We start from the raw sequence: 18856 nt of genomic DNA on the forward strand, positions 1-18856 counted from the left end.
GATCAATCATTGATGTAATGTCTATATGACGTTTTCTGACCGAGATCAAACCCCTCGTTTCACTTTTTCAAAATCATCACTTTCCTAAAGATGGTAAATAATGCTGGCATGTATGGAACTATGATACAAACCTCCCTGTTTTTTGAGCGATCTACACTAGCTTATCCCCTCGCCCGACTCACCTTTCGTTCAATTCATTTTTAACGTCTGCCATGAATTTTTCATCCAGTTTATACATCCGCATAAAACCAAAAGAAGCCAAAGCGCCCAAGCCAGCAATCACACTGATCATGAGCCGTATGCCCAACAATGCATCCTGACTCTGCTCCACATTGGGTTCGAACCCGAACCCTGCAAGCAACCAGCCTGTGATGGCACCACCGATCGTCCAACCAAATTTCTGTGACATGGACGAGGACGAAAATACCAATCCTGTGGCTCTTCGTCCTGTTTTCCACTCCGAGTAATCAGCAATATCCGCATACATCGACCAACCCAATGGCAGAATAACCCCCGCAGTGATCCCTATCAATACATTCAATCCGAAAATCAAAAAGATCTGGTCTGATGGAATCAAAAAGAAAACGAAACTCAACCCTGCTGACAACAAAGCGGCATAACTAAAAGTGGTCTTCTTGCCCAGTCGCGCAGCAATCGGTTTGGCTAATAGTACCCCGACAATGTTAGTCGCCAACCACACAGACATATACACCGACGAAAGCACTGTAGAAGTCAGTTCATATTTCGTCCCAAAAAATGACAGGCTTTGGTCTTTGATGTAATATTTGAAATAATAGAGAATAGACCCATCTCGGAGCGAATTGAATATCAAAATGGAAATATTGGCCCCTAGCATGATAAACCAAGGCGTGTTTTTGCTCAAATCGTTGAGGTCATCTTTGAGGCTGTTGCTTTCGTCTTTGGGTGGGGCGAGTCGTTCTCTCGTCCACAGGAAAGTAAGGAAAAACAAAATCGCTGCTACCGTCGCATAGATCGCTATCGTATACTGAAATCCAGTTGCCTGATTGGTCGTCTCACTAAAGTAAGCCACCAGCGCATTGGCTGTGGCAGTCACAAACAACCCACCAGAAAATGCACCAATAAACCTCCATGATGCCAAAGAAGTCCGCTCCACACTGTCGTTGGTCATCACCGCCATCAGCGAACCGTAGGGTACGTTGACCGCTGTGTACACCATCATCATCAACGAATAAGTGATGTAGGCATAGATGAGTTTGCCATCAGACGAGAGATCAGGAGTTGTAAAAGTCAGTATGCCGATGATCCCAAAAGGAATCGCCACATAGAGCAAATACGGTCTGAATTTACCCCAGCGGCTTTTGGTGCGATCGGACACCAATCCCATAATCGGGTCATTCAGCGAATCCCAGACACGAGTGACTAGAAACATAGTCCCCACAGCTGCCGCAGATATCCCAAAGACATCTGTGTAGAAAAACAGCAAAAACATGGAGAACAGCTTCCAAAACATAGACGAAGCAAAGTCGCCAAAACTGTAGGCGACTTTTTCTCTAAAACTTAACTTGTGTGATATCTCTGACATTCTGATTTATTTAAGACCGTTGGCTTTTAGGAAAGCCAGGTTCTTGTCTATCAATTGATTTCTAGTTTGGACACTAGCATAAGTTCTGAGTCCATCCTCTGGTGTATTCTTACAGTAGTCTACCAACTGTGCGACTGTAGAGGTTGCTACATGCAATCGCGTATCTGACGATGCATAGTAGATCAGTACCTCCCCATTGTCTTTGGCAATCCATCCGTTGGTAAATAGCACATTGGATACATCACCGACCCGTTCTTCATCTTGTGGAGACATGAAATGCCCAGCGGGTCTATGAATCACCCTAGACGGATCATCCAGTGCAGTCATGAACATGTAAAGCACATAGCGCAATCCCGCTGCAGTATTGCGCACACCATGTGCGAGGTGCAGCCACCCTTCTTCTGTTTTTATAGGCGCTGGGCCTTGACCGTTCTTTACTTCCTTGATCGTGTGATAGGTTTTGGGGTCGATGATTTGCTCATCGCTCACCTTGGCGTTTTCCATGTTGTCGGTCAATCCCCAGCCAATGCCTCCGCCTTTTCCTGCATCGATGAACCCATCCTGTGGCCGGGTGTACAATGCATATTTACCGCCAATGAACTCTGGGTGCAACACAACATTTCGTTGCTGGCTGCCACCTGAATCGAGATCGGCCAATCGCTCCCAAGTCACTAGGTCTTTGGTACGAGCAATTCCACACTTGGCTGTAGCGGCTGACTGATCTGCCTCTGAGGCAGTGTGATCTCTACGCTCCGTGCAGAACAGTCCATAAATCCAGCCATCCTCATGTCGAGTCAACCGCATGTCGTAGACATTGGTATCAGGCTCATCTGTCTCCGGGAGTGTGATGGGATGATCCCAAAAACGGAAATTATCTATCCCGTTTTCACTCTCCGCTATCGCAAAGAAAGATTTCCTATCATCACCTTCTACTCTGACGACCACACAGTACTTTCCTTCAAAAAAGATGGCACCAGCATTGAAAGTCGCATTGACTCCCTGACGCTCGGCGAGGAACGGGTTGGTCTCTGGGTTGAGATCATAGCGCCAGATGACTGGCGTATGCTTATGGGTCAAAACAGGATTTTTGTAGCGCTGGATGATGCCATTGGTTTCGATCTGTGGCTCATTTTTTTGACTCAATAATGTATCGTGGTTGGCCAGTAGTTTCTTGACCTGTTCTATGCTTGCACTCATTTGTTTATATGCTATTCGTTTGATTCAAGTAGAAAAAGGAAACGCTCACAAGGAGTAAGCAATTCCCTATACGTTTACTAATTATACTATTTCTTTGGCGTCAATATGTAGATCATTTCGTCCCAGCTCTGGAGCGATACCTTGGGGATGACCAAACCTGACTCTCCTGCGGCGATACTACCATTCGTGATGAAAGATCGATCGTCTGGATTGAAACGTTTGATATCGTAGCTACCCACTCGCAGATCCATCACCAAATCCGATTGGAGTCGCTCCGTTTGGCTATTGAGTACTCCGACAAAAATTTTCTCCCCGCACTTCACACTATAGGCTTCTAATCCTATGGACGCGACCGCTACGGGCTTGAATGCTCCGTCGCCTGCCGCCAGCATCATGTCACTAATCATGCGCACGCTCTGAAAATAAGGCGTCATGTTGCGGTCATCAAAAAACTCCCACCACCACGTCATCGGCAGGATGGGCGTCGGGTTGAACAGACCATACCACAGTCCTCTCTTGTAGTCATAGTCAGACTCCTCTGCGATGGTAGAAAAGTCCAAGTTCCAGTCCCACTCATACCCAAACTCTCCCCACACGAAAGGCTTGCCATACTCCTCGGCATACTGATTGGTCAGAGCAGGGATTTGTTCTGTTTTCTTGTAAATATGACGCTGGGCTATGTCAATATTTTTGACATCAAACATCCCGTCAATCTCTCGATGCGACACACTGGTCGTCACGATGTGACCGTAAGGATCAATGGACTTGATGTAGTTGCTCATCTCCTCATGCCAAGCCGTCACGTGCTCATGAGGGATTCTGATACTGTCATGCGGTGTACGCGTAAAAACCGAATTGTCGATCTCGTTGAAAAACTCCCATGCCCCGATGTGCGTACTGTAGCCCCATCTCGCCACGAGGAAACGAAACTTGTTTTTGGACATCTTGCGTGCGTCCTCATTGGTAAAGAAATCCGTTGGCGTCTCGGCGGGACCTCCATTGGCGGTATTGTAGCGGTAGTTTTCCCAGCCACCCCCATCGATCAAGGGACCGTGGGTATTCATCGCCAGCATCATGTACAGATCTAGCGAATCAATCATATCCACCAGTTCGTCCATGCGCTGGATTCCCTGAGGATGAAAGTAGGCATCTGAGTCCGTGTAGCGATCTGTGTGCTTGGACACCTTGGGCCACTCTATCGGCAGATCCCAAGCACACATCCAGGTACGGAAAAAGTTGGCACCATTTTCGGATAATGTAGGGAGCAAATAATCATAGGTATGTTTAGGATTTTCATAGTTGCGAGACTCCCAGCCTACGTTCTCTCCAATCCCACGAAAAGGCTTTCCACTGTCAAATTTCAACGTCCAAAAATCATTGACATGAAGAAATCCGTCAGAGCTTGAACCAGATACTTCAAATGTTGATTTAGCACTAGACAATGACATATCAGCCTGCGTCAGCTTGAAGTAATAACTATAGCTCCCCACCTCTGCAGCGGCAAACCTCGCCTTCCATAGTGACTGCTGCTCACCGCTATTTCGCTCAAAATAACAAGGCAAAATCAAATCCTCACCTAAAGGGGTCGTGAGAATCATGTCCAACATCACCTCGTCTTGATCATAGGCATTAACATACTGGGTATTGACTATGATCTCAAATTCTGCTTTTTCATATTGTTTGATATCTCCGCTAATCAATCGATAGCTATCGATCAGCCCGCCTCCAGGGCAGCCCTGCAACAACACCATACTGACCATGACAAGGCTGATCAGCAGTATTTTTCTCCATCTTTTCATATTACTCATCTTATTCTTTCTTAACCCCATTTTCATATCGGATAATTACCATCCAGGCATTTCATCGCGTGTCACTATTCTTTTGTTCTTATATAATTTTTTGATGTCGTCTATCGAGTTGCTTTCCTTGACCAGCTCTGCCCATGGCATGAAGAAAATCCACCTAGGTTGAGCTTTGAGATGCGCCGACGTGGGCAGCTTAGAACACTCTCCGATGGCCATGGGCTTGTCTCCCGCGATAGGCAAAATGTACTCATACCATTTTTGATCAAAACCCTGGTCATAAACATCAAAGGCAAATACGTCCCAGTATTCGTCTCCAGGATTGTACTCTTCAAAATCCCAACTCATGTCCTGCATGTCCCATACCCAGATGAGATTATCAAGCCCTTTCACATCCGTGAAATAATCATGTGTGATACGGTACAGCTTGGCAGTTCCCTCTGCTCCAGGACGTCCTCCCCACCAAAACAGCCCTTGGTTCATTTCGTGCAGCGGACGAAACATCGCGACCACTCCATGGTCTTTTAGATCTTGCAAATACACTGCGATTTCGTCCATACGCTTTTTCCACGCCTGATTCAGTTTAGTACCGTCAGTTGTCAATTCTAGCCACTGCTCATCTGTCAGTTGGGCATTGAGCAGTCCTGGATCCCAGCCACATGGCTCACCCTGATCAGGAGGACATGCGTGCCACATGAGATTGATCATGGCACCATTGTCCCATTGCTCTTTGGCCTCTGCGATCATGGTAGCTCGCTCATCGATGTTGTCTTGCTGAAACAGGAAATCACCGCTCCATAGGGCAGGATACTTGCCAGTCGTTTCATAGATAAATTCTGTCCACCTATCTGGATCAGCATTGGGCTCTTTGTTGTGCTGACCCGCCAAAGTTTTCTTTCCAGATATTTCGTAGAGGTAGTCCATCACTTTTGACTTTTGTGCGGACATAGAGGATGCTACCAAGAGGAGCATCATGAGTAGGGTTATTTTTCCTTTGTTCATTCTGTATTTTTATGGGAGGATAAGAGGTCGGGAACTAAAACAAAACCCAACCTCTCTCGCTCTGTCTATTTATTACTTCTCCTTTAACAATTTGCCCGAAAGTATCTGCGTCGCACTCACCAATCTAAAATGATATATCCCTGGTGCAATAGCAGCTCCGTGGCTATCTAAGCCTTTCCAGACTATAAAATCCTGCGCATCCCGTCTATCCGCTGCGGTGAACCTCCTCAGCTCACTGCCACTCATATCATAGATGCTTAGCTCAAAATCCCCCTCTCCCACCACTGGTATCCGTACTTGGTCACTGAATGGATTAGGGTATGCGCCCAATTCAAGGGTTAGATCTGTTTTTTCAGCTCTCCTTGCTCCGCTATTGGGAGTCAAGGACCACCAGTTAATATTCCAGCCACCAGTGAGGGCTTTGATTCCAAAGTTCTGCGTACCTGCGCTGAGGTTGACGGTCTGGTAAATAGTCGTCCATGACTGGTATCCACCCGTTGAAGGCACAGCGACAGAGCCATAAGACGCACCCCCAGCTTGCTCGAACTGAATCGTTCCTCCAGCTGAACTCGCTACGCGATAAGCTATCGTATAAGCACCCGAAGAAGGCACTGTGATGCTGTTGTAAGTCATCCAGTCTCCGTTATCGATCCATCCGACATTGAGATTTCCTCCACCGGGATCGCTCGTTGTTTCGGTCTGCACTCCGCTCATGTTGTCATAGTCCTCGGCTTGGATGTACTGTGTACCGCCTCCGCCTGATCCTCCATTTTGCCAAGTGCCTGTGCCATTCCAGCCAGGCATCTCGTTGAGTGTGAGCACACGGCTCGACCAGTAGATGTCTTGTATTTTTTGATTGCTATTCGCAGAAAATGTCAACTCAGACCAGCCCATAAAGAACGTCCACAAGGGCTGATTGTTGAGCAAATTGACAGCAGGTAAATCTTCGCATTCTCCGATACCTATCGGTCTTCCGCCCGCTTTAGCCACCATGGCATTGTACTTGGCCGTGCTGTATCCCTGACCATCACTCCAATACATATCCATCGTCAGTACGTCCCAGTAGTTCCATCCCGGATCGTAGTTGTATAGATCGTTAGCCAGGCCGCTGTAGTCTTGCATGTTCCACACCCAAATCAGGTTTGACAACCCTTTCGTATTGGTCATATAGTCATGGGTGATTTGGTAAAGTCTCGCGGTACCATTTGCCCCAGGCCGTCCGCCCCACCAGAACATCCCTTGATTCATCTCGTGCAACGGTCTAAAGAAGACTTCCACCCCAGCATCTTCGAGTTGCTGCAGGTAATAGGCTACATCATCCATGCGACTCTTCCAAGAATTGTTGATGGCAGTACCATCGGTAAGCAACTGATCCCACTCCCACTGACTCATCTGACTGAGCACACCATTTGAGTCCCAATAGCAAGGTTCTCCTTTGGCAGGGTTACAGGCGTGCCACATGATGTTGACCATCGCGCCATTGTTCCATTCTTGGATGGCCTGATCTATCATCGTTTGTCTGTTAGCAATTTCATTAGGTTCGAATTGAAAATCCGCACTGTACAAACCCGGCCATTGCCCGATAATCCCGTTGAGCTGCTGGCTGTAGCCATTCGGGTTAGCATTAGGTTGACGGTTGTGCATCCCACCTATCGTTTTCGTCCCTTGAATACTGTACAAATAATTCAGTGATTCAAAGGGTGTCTGCGCATTGAGCGTCAGACATAGTGGTATCAGTGCAATAAAAAGTTTTAATGCTTTCATAATAGTTAATCATAGTAATTTGGTCTTTGTCCGAACCCTATTGATTCGGCTCATGCGTGTGTTAATCCATGACCGGTTTAGATCGCTCTTCCCGAAGGATCAAAAAGCAATGCAAGAGGTCTTTCATCACCAAAACCACTCATGGACATCATTGTAGGCGTACTATTGCACTGTAATCCCCTCGACTGCCTCATACATGTCAGGCAAGTCTGAACTAAATAGCATATAGTCGCTCTCATAGAATGTCACAAAGTCATTGGCAGAACTATGCCCTATCCATGGACCATAGTAGTGGTACCCAGACCCTGTCGGATCATACTTATTTCTCCACATCACGACAAGACTCACCCCCTTGCCATACATGGCAGACATGATCTCCTGTGTCCAATAATCCGTGTATTCTTTACCATCTTTTCTCACCCCTTCTATCCCGGTTTCGGTCACACCACATGGTTTGAGTTTTTCTTTGGATAGCGTAGCGAGATTTCTAGAGTTGGTGGCAAGTGACTTGGTATTGGTACCGTGGTAGCTGTCCATCCCGATAAAATCGACATAGTCATCTCCTGGCCACCTGTAGAGCAGATTGTCCACCGTGCCTTCACTATCTATCTGTGGCGAGATCGCAAAAATCAGATTATGTACACCCATTTCGAGTGTCAGATAGTCAACCGTAAACTTCCAAAAAGAGATAAATTCTTCCTGCGTCGTACAGCTGCTACCCCACCATGACCAACTCTGCGTGTGCTCGTGATAGGGACGAAAAATGATCGGAATCAATTTCCCATTTTCATCCTTCAGACTCGTCACAAAAGTCGCCAATCTATCCAGCCACACTTTGTAAGTCATATTGACTTCACTGCCCTCTTCTAAGATACCCTTGACGACCGTGTTGTCAGAGTTGTCCCACGAGTCTCCACCCGTTTTAGGGTTGTTGAGATGAAGGCAAGCTGTAATCACTTCTCCGCGCGCTCTTGCTTCCATGATCGTGCGTTTTCTATCATCATTGAGATCACTGGACAGATATCTTTCGTCCATGACCTCCGCAAAATCCACACTGAATACGGCTGGGTAGTCACCACAGACTTCTTTGGTATCGGATCGTCCTGACTCTGCATACCATTCGCGACCGTAGAGCAAGTCATCGTGATGCCCAAACATCATTCCCCTACTTTGCACATCCCACAGGTTGGCATAGAGCGCTTTGGTCTCGTCCGTGGCACTCTTGTCTACCAACTGGAGCGTCACGGGTTCTACTGATCCACCATCCCCGTCTCCATCAGGATCGACGGTAGACTCATCTGTCGAGCAAGCCATCAAAAAGGCTGAAGCTAAGATCAAAAGGCTATAAGTAAACTTTGTCATATCGGTGTTCTTCTTCGAGTAAATGTGAATAAAGCTAGCCTCCATCATATACGAAAATCATGATGGAGGCCTGCTTTCATATCGTTTATTGTTTGGTCAAATCAATCCAAAACCTCCTCGGTTTCTTCACGAATTTGTCATAGTCACTGTAGATGTTGTCCCAGTCATCCGTACCATTGATATCAAAGGCCAGTGCTTGCTCTGTGGTCACTTTGGACAGTCCATTTCCGAGATCCTCAGTGCCTGCAGCCACCAACTCGGCTGTACTCGTACTCCCATCTGCGAAGGTGAAAATGATTCTATCCAAGGCGTAGTTTCGCTCCCAAGTACCCGCTGCTTTTGGCACAGTGCGGTAGAACGGGTTGACATCCGTCACAGGATCCAATACATACTGAAAATCCGCATAGAGGCCATCAGCACCTTCATTGTTGGTAATGGCACCATAGGTATTTCCCTCGGCCGTAATCCCCGTCATCTCGAAAGTAAGCGTATTGTCTAGCTCTGCCTCTGGGCCACCCGTTTCAGGCCATATCCAAGGTTTTGATGTCATAGGCAATACGCCTCCGCCACCGTACTCTGGGCCCGTACCACCATAGACGATCAAGTCCGTGATGTCATAGGTTCCTAGCAGAGTCTCTTCGAACGAAAAGACCTTGATGGTGTAGTCTCTGGACTTACCAGTAGGCGATGTGACTGTCAACAGTGCAGTCTGATCGGAGTTCTCGAAATTGAGTGATTCGCCCTGCTCCACACTCGAGGTAGCCCCATAAGAAGTCTGAATACTCTGTAGCACGATATTGCTTAGATCAGGGATCTCACTGACATTGATCGTCAATTCGATCGTTCCCGTTGATTCATCTACTCTCGTGATCGTAGGTATCCCTACTTGGTTCTCAAATTTGAGATTGATGACACTACGTTCGTTGTTCCAATCACCCGCTTCGATATCTTCTAGCGGATCCTTGATACAGGCCATATTGGCCACTAGCAGTATACTGAAAAGTATATATGTTATCTTTTTCATATTTAGTCTTTTTGATGTGCGCGAATTATAGTCCTTGATTCAGGTCTATTTCTAACTGTGGGATAGGGTAAAAAGCGGCTTCTTCGTCGGTAATACCTGCAGCCTCATCTACCATCTCTGTGACTTTATTGATTCGACGTAGGTCATAGAGCCTGTTCCCCTCGAAAGCCAGTTCCCAGCTTCTCTCTTCTATAATCCTGTCTCTAAAGTCTACAACCGAAAGACCTGCCGGCAAATCACCCAATCCTGCTCTGTTTCTCACATAATTGACCAAATCGTAAGCCTCTGCAGTCGGACCTACTGCCTCTGCATAGGTCAGTGCGATATCTGTATAGCGAATCAAGAACGGTCTCGTACTCGTCTTGTCCGCAATGAACTGCGGATCCACATATTTTCTACAAAAACGGTATGGAATTGCTCCTGGGAAAGCAGCTGATTCTACTCCATTTTCGTCATATACGGCATCCACCAATAGCACCTGCCCTCTGGCATCTGCGCCATCATAGGTATTGTAAAAAGTCTCCTTGGTCTGGAAGACACTCCAGCCATCGTGCGACTTGTCGTATGTCCCATCTCCATTGTCTATATAAATATCTCCTCCTGAGATGTATGGAATGAAAAGCTTAGAAATTTTGGAGTAATCTCCCTCTATCGCTCCCGTTCTATCCATAGACATCAAAAAGATGTGCTCGGGACCTCTTGGGCTTTCTACATCATAGATATGCATCAGATCTGGATCAAACCCATAGGTCGCTTGATCATTGAGGACCTGACCAGAAAAATAAGCCGCACTATCATACAATGTCGCTGCATCCAAAGCCAAATCCGTGTACAGCGGTACACTGCTGGCTTTGGAAGACGCCATATAGATGTACGCTTTGGCTGCCAAAGCCTGTGCCGACACCTCATCTGCACGCCCTAGCGCTGGCAATACCTCTAACAACTCGATGGCTCTACGGCAGTCACCAATAATCAAGTCATATAGCTCATCCAGGTCTTGTGCCATCGGTGCTGCAGTCTGTCCCAGTTCCGCGACGAGTTCCTTGTGCACAGGCACCAAACCGAAGTTTCTGACGAGGTTGAAGTAATTCCATGCTCTGAGGAAATAGGCCTCTCCCAAATATCTCTTCTGCGCATCAGCAGGAATGTCAGACGCAGGGATTGCTTCCAAAATACCGTTCGTTCTATTGATCGCGATGTAGGCGTATTTGAAGTAGTTGTACAAACTCCTGTTGTTAGAGAAGTTGTCTACAGTCCAATTGTTGAGCGCCTGAGCATCTGCTCCTTCGTCCGTTTTAGGTCCTACCTCATCGGTCGGCATATCTCCCAGCATGAACACACCTCTAGAATACTCTAGATAGGTCAATGCGTCATAGGCATAACTAACTGCTGACTCAGCATCTGCTTCGGATTTATAAAAATTATCTTCTGAATAAAAACCATACGGCTCTTCGGTCAGATCGCAGCTATTGGCCATCAAAAGACCGAATAGTATGAATATATAATATCTAATTTTCATCTTTGTCTTTCTTTAAAATGTAACATTCAAACCAAGTGTCCACTTTCTCAAACGCGGATATCCACCCCAGTAGCGACCATCCATTCCGACTTCTGGGTCATAGCTCTTGAACTTGGTGAAGGTGTAAAGATTGGATGCATTCATGTACAATCTCGCCTTGATCTGCTTCGGTAGATTCATGGTATAGCCGAGGTTCACATTCTGTATTCTTACAAAAGACCCATCCTCGATCCACCAGTCTGACACCTTGGTATTTCTACCATCCATCAACTTAGGGAAATCGTTAGTCGGATTGTCTGGTGTCCATCTCAGCGGCTGATTGCTCGGCTGGTTAAACGCCTGTGTGTTGTAGACATCATTGCCGAATACTCCGTTGAAAAAGATACTTGCATCGAAGTTTTTGTAGGACATATTTAGATTCAAACTGGCCATAAAATCAGGATTTGGATTTCCTATCAACACACGATCGTTTGTATCTATCACTCCGTCATCGTTGATATCGACATATTTGAACTCTCCTGACTGGGCTAGGTCTCCTTCAAGTCCTGCCTGTAGCCCCTCTTCCAAGGTCTGAACTATACCGTCCGTTTTGTATCCATAGAATACATTGGTCGGCTGACCGAGTGCGAGTATGTTTGGCGAAGCACGGAATGCCTCGATGGAATTGCCCCAGACTCTGTATTGCATCCCTGAGTTAGGGTCAGTGATCACTCCTGTCTCTTCTGCTCTACCTAGATCCGTCACTTCGTTTCTATTTCTATAGTAGATCAAAGTCGCTCCAAATTGGAAATCTGTCGTCTCGATGATTTTTGCATCCAAAGTCAGCTCTACCCCTTTATTGGTAATCGATCCGTCATTGATGGTCATCAGATCATAACCTGAGGATACGGGCAGATACCTGCTCTGTAAGAGATCATCTGTGTACTTTTCGTAGTAATCGAACGTCGCATGGAGCCTATTGTTGAACATCCCAAAGTCCACTCCAAAATCGACTTGCGCAGTAGTCTCCCATCTCAAATCGGGGCTGGGCATACCTCCCCACAACACTTCGATACCATCCTGACCTGTAGTGCCTACCTGTCTACCTGGCCCGATCGCTGTGATCCATTGGCCATCGTTGTAGTAGTTGCTCACGCCAAATCTACTGAGGGTCTCATAAGGACTAACTCCTTGGTTACCCGAAATACCATAACTGGCTCTGAATTTCAACTCATCGAATAGGTTGAGTCCTCTGATGAAACTCTCCTCATGGGCTTTCCAACTGATCGCTCCTGAAGGGAAAAATGCCCATTTGTTGTTTGCACCGAACTTAGAAGATCCATCTGCTCTCGACGTGAACGTGAAGAGATACTTGTTGTTGAAAGTATAGTTGGCTCTAAAAATACCAGAGGCCAACTCCCACTCATTGTAGCCATTGGTAACCGTATTTCTCTCAGGGTTACCTGCTTCGAGGCTCTCATTTTTCAAGATTTCATTCACAAAATCGAATGCACCTAGATTCGAAGTTCGTACCACACTTTTTTGATACGAGTGACCTAGTGTCACGCCAAACTCATGTCTACCCAGTGCCTTGTTGTAGTTCAAGAAAGACTCTGAGACGAGGTTGTTTTCCGACCAGTTATTGATATGTGCTGCGCCGTTGTTGAACTGTCCCGATTGGGTATAGACTTTTGGGAAGTACTGATCATCCACTGAATTACCATACTTGTAGTTGAACCTCGACGTGAATGTCAGCGTAGGAATGATCTTCCACTGCATATCCACAAATGAGATCACATCCAGACTTTTTGATTTGTTTAGCTGATTGTCTGTGATCGCCACGGGATGACCGAAATCATTGTTGCCTGACAAGAAATAGCTCCCATCCTCATTGTAGACTGGGAATAATGGATTTCTCCAATAGGCCAAACCTCCGTTATTGTTTCGCTCGCCTCTCGTCAAAATGTTAGAAAAGGTGACTTTCAGGTTATCAAATACCTTGTGACTGATATTGAGATTATAATTGTATTTGGTATAATCATTTTCGATATACATCCCCTTGTCGGTGAAGTAGTTTCCGCTCAGATTGAAATTGGTTTTCTCGTTAGAGCTGGAGATCGTCAGCGTAGTGTTATTAGACACTGGTGCGTCTCTAAACGTAATGTCATCCCATCGTGTATTGTGCGGCCAAGAACCATCAGAGAGTTCCTCCACAGATGGGTAGTAGACACCATTCACGGTCTGCCCAATATATAACGGTGGAAAACCACCATTGATACGCGACTCATTGTTGAGCTGAGTCATCAGTACTGGGTCTCTCCATAGGTTGAGATCAGAGGTAAACTCTGATACAGTCACCTGCTGTCTGAGGCTAATGTGTGTTTCGCCATCCGCAGCCTTGCGTGTCGTCACAATGATCACCCCATTGGCTCCTCTGGAACCGTAGATCGCAGATGCAGATGCATCCTTGAGTACCTCTACAGATTCGATATCCGCGGGGTTAATCTGTGTCAAATTTCCAGCTCCGCCAATCGGAAAACCATCTACTACTACGAGCGGATCATTCGAACCACTCAATGTACTGTTTCCTCTGATTCGTACCGTAGAACTCGCACCTGGCTCCTGTGAGTTGCTGATAATCTGAAGACCCGCTGCACGTCCTTGGAGTACTCCCTCTACAGAGCTAGACGGTATGTCTTTGACCTCCTTCAACTTCACCTGAGTGACAGATCCTGTCAAATCAGCTTTCTTAACCGAACCGTACCCTACTACTACGATCTCATCGAGACTGGTAAAGTCTGGTTCCAATAGCACGCTAATAGTAGACCTGCCTGATACTTGCACTTCTTGACTTACATATCCGACAAAAGAAACCACTAGCGCAGCACTCTCCGACACATTGATCGTAAACTTACCATCCAGGTCGGTGACTGTACCGACTGTAGTGCCCTTTGCCAAAACAGTAGCACCAGGTAGTGGCTCTCCTGTTTCGTCAGAGACTGTTCCCGTGACTGTAATGTCTACATTGATAGACTCGGTCACTTTGGGTAGGCGCTCCTCAGAACTTACGTTTTTGATGGTAATGATCTCATTGATTCGACGCAATGAAACTCTAGACTGAACAGAAATCTCCTTGAGCAAGGCGCTCATATTCCATTCGCCCTTAGATAGACTCACTTTTTTGTTTCTCAACTCTTTTTTAGAGTACGCAAAAGTAAATTCGCTAGCGCTTTCGACTTCTGTCAAAAGCCCCAATAAACTATTCCCTTCATAGTTTACTTCGACCGTTATCTCACTGAGAGCATAACGCTGAGCTGACGACTCATTGGCAAGTGCCATCGTCAGCGAGCAACACAATATGGTCGCGTATACTGCAACTTTTGTCATGCTAATAATAATTTTTAGTAGCCTTTCATGCATAAAATAATAATTTAGTAGTTAATTAATGTTACCAGAGAGCCGAGATCCTTTCCCCAAAGTGCACTTGGCTCTCTCCTTTTTTAGTAAATGGTCACTTTCTTTCCATCTATCTCATAGTCAAATTCATAAGCAAATGATAAACTCTCCATCACCTTGGTGAGTGACGGGTTTTTGAAGTTGGCGGTGAATTGTTTTTGCGCACCATGCAATTGCGCCACATCGAATTCTACACCGTACCATCTAGACAGGGTTGTGAGAATCACATCAAAATTGGCGTCTTCCAAAACCAAATTTTGATCTGTCCATCCAAACACTGACAGTTCATTATCATCTATTATTTTCTTATTGAGCGACTGATCATCAGCGCTATACAATGCCATTTCTGCTGGCTTTAATATCACTTGGTTTTGGTTCACACGGCTGCTCACCGCTACTTTCCCTGTCTTCACCGCTACGGCGATGTTGTCTTCTTCGGGATAGGATCGGACGTTAAACGAAGTGCCCAGTACCTGTACCATCACGTCGTTGGAGCTGATCCGAAACGGTTTCTTCTCATCTCGCGCCACATCAAAGAATGCTTCTCCTGTCAGGCTAACCTCTCTCGTTTTACTAGCAAAGGTTTTCGGGTAGGTCAACTTGCTACCCGCATTGAGCTTGACCACACTACCATCAGGTAGTTCAAAGGTTAGCTTTTGGCCATAAGCCGCTTCCTTTTCGATGTACACGATCTCCTGCTGCACGATCATAGCGTCATCTTGACGGATGCCTGTCCGTGTCAACCAGATAAAAACAAGCCCTGCCGCTAACACCAACACCGCAGCTGTGCGCACACTATAACTCATCCATCTACGCACCGTGGTACGGTGCTGGACTGGCTCAGCAACAGCGGTCTGACGAACTTGCTGCATGACCCTATCCTTGGCAGAAGAAACATCCGCAGCAGACAAGTGCCACTCACTGACTATGTTTTCGAACACTTTTCGGTTAAGCGCATCTTTCTCCAACCAACGCTTTAGCTCTTGTGCCTCTGCGTTGGTCAATTCATTCTTTAAATACTTTGATATGAGTTGCTCCATTTGTGTTTTTATCCTTACATATACAAAGAGCCAAATACACTATACTGCACGTAGACTCCTCGAATTATTTACAATATTTTTAACTAATTGACCCAAAAAAGAAAATCCATCTAACAAAACAACTGTTTTGCTAGACGGATTTTCAATATCGATTTTCTTGTGGTTACCTATAAAAGCATAACCATAGACTGATAAGTAGCCCCGCTATAGACCCTAGGTGGGTAAAAAAGTGGTATATATTATCTGTGTCTTTGAAGTGTTCGCGCAGTTGAACTTTCAGCTTCTTGAGTACCTGATGGACATGCGTCTCGGCGGTTCTTTTGGTGATACCTAGCTCATCAGCGATCTCTTGGTAGGACTTGCCCTCCGTCCTAGCCATATCGTAGACCAATCGGCTATGTGGCGATAGCGTATCCAATATTCTCTCAATGATTTTGCCGAGTTCCTTGCCGAGTAGCAGACTCTCTGGATCGATACTATCAGAGATCTGCAAGGTCTCATCATAGGTGCTGTAGCTAAAACGCTGCGGATCTTTGGACACTTGTCGAATGGCCAGATGCTTAACCGAAACGTGTAGATACGAATTGAGCTCACGGATGCTGTCATAGTCGGGTTTGTTCTTCCATATATTGGTAAAAACTTCAGAAACGACATCTTCTGCCAATTGCTTGTTCTTAGTGATCGAAAAAGCATACCGAAACAAGCGTTCAAAATGAACGTCGTACACTTCTTCAAACCATTTGGTAAAATGATGCTCGCTATTCAATTCCCGGATATTGCTGTTCTTTTTCAATTTACAAAATTTTAGACTTATTCATCTTGATCCATCGGCAGCTCCCTGCCTTAGTGCTACAGGTTGATTTCGTTCAATTCTAATGTTAGGTCGCACAACTCCTGATGACTCCAACGATATTGGACGTGCGCATCAGTAGACAACCATACGCACTAATAGCGCGCTGTGAATGATCGTCCGACATGATAAAAATGATGTTAGGTCGCTGTGGTTGCTTAGCAGCCTGCTTTGGCTGACGACAGCCCATCACGGCACTGTCCCACACTGCTAAAGCAGCTATAAATAGTCTTTTGTTCATAATATCTCATTTAAATCCCTACCATGCCTAGACAGAGAGGTTTTTCTCCTTTCACTAGAAAAGAAACTCGTTTATATCGTGAATTATAAATTATAGAAACGACAATCAAAGGAAGATTCGGTTGATTATCGACTGCCCGTGGGGAAGTTGGGCATTGTTAGATTTTTGAACAGTGACATCCAAAGAAAGTGATTTTTAATGTATAAAACAAAACTGACAAATTCGTCATTACTGGCGGTCTTATGTATTTTAGCTGCAAAACATACATCATGAAACAAACCATCCTTCTACTTCTAGCTACCTGTACATTCGCAACTACTTGGGCTCAGGAGCCTGTATGGATGGATCCCATCAGTAGAGCCTCTCAGTGGCAAGAATCCATCTATTTGACCGCTTTTGCGACAGAAGAAATTCCCAAAAATGGAAGCCAATCGGATGCACAAGAAAAACTGTATCAGATGATCAAATCACAGCTATCTGATGGCATACTCGTCTCTATCAACACCAAGACTGAGCTCAATATATCTATAGAAAATACTGCCACAGACGAGCGTCTCCAGCAGCGATCTACCTCCGTGTCTGATATGGATTTAGTTGGACTCAAACTTGACAATTACTACGACAAACGTAAAAAATCTCTCTACGCATTTGGCTATGTATCGATAGACGAACTAACTCAATACAACAAAGGGATCATCTCTAAAAACAGTCTACAAATCCAACAAAACAATCAACAATATACCTCCACAAGCCAGAAACCTGAAAAAATCCGTTTGCTAATCAACAACAAACAACTCCTCGAAAGCATACAAAAATCTATCAATGTCCTCAATGCGCTATCCAAACCACACGGCGCAGATATCCACCAACTCAAAATCACCGCATCTGATAACAGCCAAAAACTAGATCAGTTGTTTGGCTCTGGAACTGTGACCGCCACGGATATCGTAACACGCCTCCATGGTGAGCTGCTCCTACATCTCCCCACGGGCAGTTTGCCTCTGGTGAGGGCTTCCAAGTTCTCTTATAGTAGTTCTACCATCACCAGTCCATACAGTGACGCGCTAAATCACCAACTCAAAAATGCCCTATCAGAAGACAAACGAATCACTTTTTCTCCTGAGGGGAAAGGACAATTGGTTGGTCGCTTTTTTCAAAATTCGACCCAAACGGTATTTTCGGCCACTATCTCGGCTCCCAATCAAGACATCATCTCCACGACTACATTTGCTGTAGCGACCGACCTGATCGACACGCAAGGGCTGGCACTCCTGCCTACTCATTTTGAGGTGATTCCTAATCTATCCAACATACAGTTGTCAGCACCTAAGCGCCTGGCTATCAAACCAGCTGAATATGTAAGTCACCCTTTAACTGTGTCTTGTTCGCTGGATGGAAAATTAATGCCTAACGTGCCTATCGATATCATTTTGGAAAAAAGTGGCAAACAGAAAATCTACCAGATCACAACTTCTTCAATGGGTCAAGCCCATTTCAATCTGGACAATTCGATGGTCGTTCCAGGTGAAACCTACTTGGCAAAAATCGCTCTGAACCTAGGACAATACCTGTCGCTTTCTCCTCAAAACAGTTTTCTAAAAGAAGTACAATCCAATCAAAAGACACCTGAGACCAGTACAGAGCTTGTAATCAAAAGTCCTACAGTGTATGTTCAAAGCAGTGAAGTCGGCATTAGTAGTCCGCTCCGCATCAAGGTAATCGAACCCGCCATCAAAAGTGGGTTGTCGGATTTACACTACTCCTTTGTCAACGACGATGCGTCGTCAGACTATGACCTCATCATAGAAGCTATCGCGCGCAAAGGTCAAACTGGCGAGATTGCCACCCTCGCCTATATCGATGCTACGGTATCTCTGATAGATAAATTGACAGGAAAAGAAATCTATAAAAACTCCTTTTTTGACATCAAGGGCATAGGTGCTACCCATGATGATGCACAGGCCAAAGCATTTCAACGAGCAAAGACTCAAATCGTCGATGACATCACCTACAACCTAGAATACAAGCGTTAATTTGGATCCCTTAGGAACCCACA

General features: G+C 45.7%; 13 protein-coding genes. 1 reads left to right on the forward strand and 12 read right to left on the reverse strand.

Going from position 1 to position 18856, the window contains the following annotated elements; genetic code table 11:
• Window positions 1–178: 178 nt before the first annotated feature.
• From BUB99_RS12985 to BUB99_RS13040, 12 genes are all read right to left on the reverse strand, one after another.
• Entirely contained in the window at window positions 179–1564 is a 1386-nt protein-coding gene (locus BUB99_RS12985) for an MFS transporter (RefSeq protein ID WP_073122947.1), read from the reverse strand.
• A 6-nt stretch (window positions 1565–1570) separates the two neighbouring features.
• Window positions 1571–2761, reverse strand: a complete 1191-nt coding sequence (locus BUB99_RS12990; protein ID WP_073122948.1) for a glycoside hydrolase family 130 protein — start codon at window positions 2759–2761, stop codon at window positions 1571–1573.
• Between the two features lie 86 nt (window positions 2762–2847).
• Window positions 2848–4569, reverse strand: coding sequence for a cellulase family glycosylhydrolase (locus BUB99_RS12995; protein WP_170863801.1), 1722 nt, complete (start codon window positions 4567–4569; stop codon window positions 2848–2850).
• A gap of 36 nt (window positions 4570–4605) precedes the next feature.
• On the reverse strand, window positions 4606–5565 hold the full coding sequence (locus tag BUB99_RS13000; RefSeq protein ID WP_216011342.1) for a glycosyl hydrolase: 960 nt from the start codon (window positions 5563–5565) through the stop codon (window positions 4606–4608).
• 72 nt (window positions 5566–5637) lie between these two features.
• On the reverse strand, window positions 5638–7329 hold the full coding sequence (locus BUB99_RS20240) for a glycosyl hydrolase (RefSeq protein WP_073122949.1): 1692 nt from the start codon (window positions 7327–7329) through the stop codon (window positions 5638–5640).
• A 162-nt stretch (window positions 7330–7491) separates the two neighbouring features.
• The gene (locus tag BUB99_RS13010) at window positions 7492–8691 is read right to left on the reverse strand and encodes a glycoside hydrolase family 26 protein (protein ID WP_073122990.1); all 1200 of its coding nucleotides are present in this window, start codon (window positions 8689–8691) and stop codon (window positions 7492–7494) included.
• Between the two features lie 85 nt (window positions 8692–8776).
• Window positions 8777–9715: a hypothetical protein gene (locus BUB99_RS13015; RefSeq protein WP_073122950.1), complete on the reverse strand. Its 939-nt coding sequence runs from the start codon at window positions 9713–9715 to the stop codon at window positions 8777–8779.
• A gap of 25 nt (window positions 9716–9740) precedes the next feature.
• Window positions 9741–11234, reverse strand: a complete 1494-nt coding sequence (locus BUB99_RS13020) for a RagB/SusD family nutrient uptake outer membrane protein (protein WP_073122951.1) — start codon at window positions 11232–11234, stop codon at window positions 9741–9743.
• A gap of 12 nt (window positions 11235–11246) precedes the next feature.
• Entirely contained in the window at window positions 11247–14600 is a 3354-nt protein-coding gene (locus BUB99_RS13025) for a SusC/RagA family TonB-linked outer membrane protein (protein WP_221407505.1), read from the reverse strand.
• Between the two features lie 113 nt (window positions 14601–14713).
• Window positions 14714–15709, reverse strand: a complete 996-nt coding sequence (locus BUB99_RS13030; protein ID WP_073122952.1) for a FecR family protein — start codon at window positions 15707–15709, stop codon at window positions 14714–14716.
• Between the two features lie 163 nt (window positions 15710–15872).
• Window positions 15873–16502: an RNA polymerase sigma factor gene (locus tag BUB99_RS13035; protein ID WP_073122953.1), complete on the reverse strand. Its 630-nt coding sequence runs from the start codon at window positions 16500–16502 to the stop codon at window positions 15873–15875.
• A gap of 85 nt (window positions 16503–16587) precedes the next feature.
• Window positions 16588–16800 carry a hypothetical protein gene (locus BUB99_RS13040; RefSeq protein ID WP_073122954.1) on the reverse strand — a complete coding sequence of 71 codons (213 nt, stop codon included), beginning with the start codon at window positions 16798–16800 and terminating at the stop codon, window positions 16588–16590.
• 269 nt (window positions 16801–17069) lie between these two features.
• Here BUB99_RS13040 and BUB99_RS13045 point away from each other — a divergent pair, with 269 nt between their 5' ends.
• Window positions 17070–18833 carry a hypothetical protein gene (locus tag BUB99_RS13045; RefSeq protein WP_073122955.1) on the forward strand — a complete coding sequence of 588 codons (1764 nt, stop codon included), beginning with the start codon at window positions 17070–17072 and terminating at the stop codon, window positions 18831–18833.
• The last annotated feature ends 23 nt before the right edge of the window (window positions 18834–18856 follow it).

Source organism: Reichenbachiella agariperforans (genome assembly GCF_900142205.1).
GTDB lineage: Bacteria > Bacteroidota > Bacteroidia > Cytophagales > Cyclobacteriaceae > Reichenbachiella > Reichenbachiella agariperforans.

What these genes read in the sequence shown, in the direction of transcription:
- BUB99_RS12985 (WP_073122947.1), bottom strand. Translation starts at nt 1,564, where the DNA reads ATGTCAGAGATATCACACAAGTTAAGTTTTAGAGAAAAAGTCGCCTAC.
- BUB99_RS12990 (WP_073122948.1), bottom strand. Translation starts at nt 2,761, where the DNA reads ATGAGTGCAAGCATAGAACAGGTCAAGAAACTACTGGCCAACCACGAT.
- BUB99_RS12995 (WP_170863801.1), bottom strand. Translation starts at nt 4,569, where the DNA reads ATGAGTAATATGAAAAGATGGAGAAAAATACTGCTGATCAGCCTTGTC.
- BUB99_RS13000 (WP_216011342.1), bottom strand. Translation starts at nt 5,565, where the DNA reads ATGAACAAAGGAAAAATAACCCTACTCATGATGCTCCTCTTGGTAGCA.
- BUB99_RS20240 (WP_073122949.1), bottom strand. Translation starts at nt 7,329, where the DNA reads ATGAAAGCATTAAAACTTTTTATTGCACTGATACCACTATGTCTGACG.
- BUB99_RS13010 (WP_073122990.1), bottom strand. Translation starts at nt 8,691, where the DNA reads ATGACAAAGTTTACTTATAGCCTTTTGATCTTAGCTTCAGCCTTTTTG.
- BUB99_RS13015 (WP_073122950.1), bottom strand. Translation starts at nt 9,715, where the DNA reads ATGAAAAAGATAACATATATACTTTTCAGTATACTGCTAGTGGCCAAT.
- BUB99_RS13020 (WP_073122951.1), bottom strand. Translation starts at nt 11,234, where the DNA reads ATGAAAATTAGATATTATATATTCATACTATTCGGTCTTTTGATGGCC.
- BUB99_RS13025 (WP_221407505.1), bottom strand. Translation starts at nt 14,600, where the DNA reads ATGACAAAAGTTGCAGTATACGCGACCATATTGTGTTGCTCGCTGACG.
- BUB99_RS13030 (WP_073122952.1), bottom strand. Translation starts at nt 15,709, where the DNA reads ATGGAGCAACTCATATCAAAGTATTTAAAGAATGAATTGACCAACGCA.
- BUB99_RS13040 (WP_073122954.1), bottom strand. Translation starts at nt 16,800, where the DNA reads ATGAACAAAAGACTATTTATAGCTGCTTTAGCAGTGTGGGACAGTGCC.
- BUB99_RS13045 (WP_073122955.1), top strand. Translation starts at nt 17,070, where the DNA reads ATGAAACAAACCATCCTTCTACTTCTAGCTACCTGTACATTCGCAACT.